The organism is Inquilinus sp., assembly GCF_057815775.1.
Genome location: NZ_JBYRFX010000013.1, coordinates 1 through 2,575 on the forward strand (window position 1 = coordinate 1; position 2,575 = coordinate 2,575).

General features: G+C 65.2%; 4 protein-coding genes and 1 tRNA gene. 2 read left to right on the top strand and 3 right to left on the bottom strand.

Going from position 1 to position 2,575, the window contains the following annotated elements; genetic code table 11:
• Positions 1-3: 3 nt before the first annotated feature.
• Together AC3XYG_RS00520 and AC3XYG_RS00525 are read right to left on the bottom strand one after the other, a co-directional pair.
• The gene (locus tag AC3XYG_RS00520; protein WP_489137858.1) at positions 4-264 is read right to left on the bottom strand and encodes a hypothetical protein; all 261 of its coding nucleotides are present in this window, start codon (positions 262-264) and stop codon (positions 4-6) included.
• 164 nt (positions 265-428) lie between these two features.
• On the bottom strand, positions 429-719 hold the full coding sequence (locus AC3XYG_RS00525) for a PspC domain-containing protein (protein ID WP_489137859.1): 291 nt from the start codon (positions 717-719) through the stop codon (positions 429-431).
• Positions 720-978: 259 nt separating this feature from the next.
• Here AC3XYG_RS00525 and AC3XYG_RS00530 point away from each other — a divergent pair, with 259 nt between their 5' ends.
• Positions 979-1,692, top strand: coding sequence for a DsbA family oxidoreductase (locus tag AC3XYG_RS00530; protein WP_489137860.1), 714 nt, complete (start codon positions 979-981; stop codon positions 1,690-1,692).
• 152 nt (positions 1,693-1,844) lie between these two features.
• Positions 1,845-1,917 (top strand) — tRNA-Lys (locus AC3XYG_RS00535).
• Here AC3XYG_RS00535 and AC3XYG_RS00540 read toward each other — a convergent pair.
• The coding region (locus AC3XYG_RS00540; protein WP_489137861.1) for a tyrosine-type recombinase/integrase at positions 1,918-2,575 on the bottom strand (658 nt) is incomplete at its 5' end.

A 2,575-nucleotide genomic window follows, 5' to 3' on the forward strand; every position in this document is an offset into this window, starting at 1 on the left:
CACCTAAGCCTGCCCCGGCCCCCGCTCCAGCGCCCGCTCCAGCGCCCGCTCCCGCGCCTGCTCCCGTGCCTGCTCCCGTGCCCAAGCCTGCTCCCGCTCCCGTGCCTGCTCCCGCTCCGGCGCCTGCTCCCGTGCCCAAGCCTGCTCCCGCTCCAGCTCCAGCTCCAGCGCCTGCGCCTCCTGCCTCCAATCCCTCGACAGGGTCGAATCCTCAATGGCAAGACACCCCTTCTCGACAGTCTTCGTCCAGCTGGGGGGGCTCATCCAACTCTCGCGGTGGCTCATCCAACTCTGGCGGCAGCTGGGGCTCCCGAAGGTGAGCGTCCTAGCGGTGCGCTGATTCCCTAAGTTGTTCCTGCTTTGTCCCTTTACTGCGGCGGATGACCGATCTGGCGACCTGTGCCCGCCTCCGCGCCGCCATCCCAGGGTCAGGCGGCCGGGGCCGGAGGGGTCCGCGGCGGCTGAACGCGCACTGCCTCCGCTGACGGCATGAGGATCCAGAGGATCGGATAGATCAGGAGCTGGCTGCCTGGGATCACCATCAGCAGCAGCAAGAAGAGGAGACGTGCGGTCCACGGTGTGATGCCGAAGCGTCGTCCGAGCCCGGCACACACGCCAGCCAGAACCCGCCCCTCCTGCGGTCGGACCAAACCCTGCTGGGCGAAGCTCTGTTGGATGTCGTTCATGGTTGGTGTGCTTCCCTTCAAACCGGTGTTCAAGGCGTTTCCTGACACCCCAACTCTGCGCCGCCGGAGAGTCGCCGTCCATCAGGTGCACCCCTGACCTGACCCCGAATGCCGGGCCGGAACTTCAGGGTCCGCACCGCCTTGGCTCAGGGGCGGGCTCATAGAGCGACGGTTTCCTCAGTGTGAGCAGCTGGCGTTCTTCCGGCTGTCCTTGCCAGCCTCCCTCGTCTTCCGGCGAGAGGACGGGCCGCGTCCACGGCAGAGACTGGTCACCGATGCTGTTGGCTCAGTCGTGAGCTTAAGAGTCGAAGTCTGGTCCGACGTTGTCTGTCCCTGGTGCTACATCGGCAAACGCCGATTCGAAGCGGCCTTGGCGCGCTTCGCCCACCGCGATGAGGTGGAGCTGGTTTGGCGTAGTTTTGAGTTAGACGTGTCCGCGCCTCCGAGCAGCGCTGAATCGGGAACGTACGCCCAGCGGCTCGCGACGAAGTACCAATGCACGATCGCCGAGGCGAAGGTCATGATCGACAACATGACGGCGACAGCGGCCGAAGAAGGCCTCGACTTCCGATTTGACCTTGCCCGGCCCGGCAACAGCTTCGACGCGCACCGGTTGCTGCACCTCGCGTTGGAGCATGGCCTGCAGGACGAGCTCAAGGAGCTCCTTGACCGCGCAACATTCACGGAGGGATCTCCGGTCTCAGACCGGTCAGCCTTGCGCGCGCTCGCCACACAGGTCGGGCTCGCCGAGGTCGAAGTGGACGCAGTGCTGACCACAGACCGCTACTCCGATGCGGTGCGCGCCGACGAAGCGCAGGCGCGGGCATACGGCATCAGCGGCGTCCCCTTCTTTGTCATCGATGGCAGGTATGGCATTTCGGGAGCCCAACCCGCCGACGCCGTCCTGCAGGTGCTAAACAAGGCCTGGTCCGAGCGTCAGCCGCTCACCCTCGTGACTCCGGGGGGCTCTGCGCCCTCCTGCGAGGGTGACTCCTGCGCGGTCTGACTCCAAGGGTGTCGACTGCCTGGATCTCGCGATCAGACGACGGTCAACAAATACTCCGCGAGCCCTAGCGGCCGCGACGGGACGCCGGGAGGGGCGCCGGTCCACTAGGCTACGGGCGGCGTGTGGGTCTGCTTAGAGTTGTCCCACACCCCGGGCCTCTAGCTCAGTTGGTAGAGCAGCGGACTTTTAATCCGTAGGTCGTCGGTTCGAGCCCGACGGGGCCCACTAACCCAATTCTGTTGCGGCAGAGCGGATGTGAGTCACGCTGGTTTTCTTGGTTTTAGCCTCATCCTTCGCCTCAATACACATCGAGTACACATGAGCCTCGTCCATGCGGTCCGCGAGACCGTCCAGGTCGTCGTCGAACAGGCCCGCGTACACGTCCAGAGTCATCGCGGCCGAGGCGTGCCCGAGCATCCTCTGAACCGCCTTCACGTTGGCCCCTGAACTAATGGCCAGTGAAGCCGCTGTATGTCTCAGCTCGTGTGGTGTCAGTCCGTCAAGGCCGGCCTTGACAGCCGCCGCGTTGAATATGTCCCTGCGGAAGTTTCCGTTCCGCAGCACCCCGCCACGCGCCCCGGTGAACATCAGGTCTTTCGGACCCTTGCCCGCCTTGAGGACGTCCAGCTCATCGACCAGGAACTTGGGGATCGGCACCGACCTGCGTTGGTGGTTCTTCGGGTCCCCCCAGACCAGCTTCCCATCAGGCTCGGTCACCGACTCCGCGACGCTGATCCTTCGACGCATCGTGTCGACGCGCCCCACTCGCAGAGCTGCGAGCTCGCCCCAGCGAAGCCCGCAGAAAGCCAGAACGAGGATGACCGTCCGCCACTCCCCGGCCGCGTCTGCCAAAGCCGTGACCTGCTCATGGGTGAGAAACGTC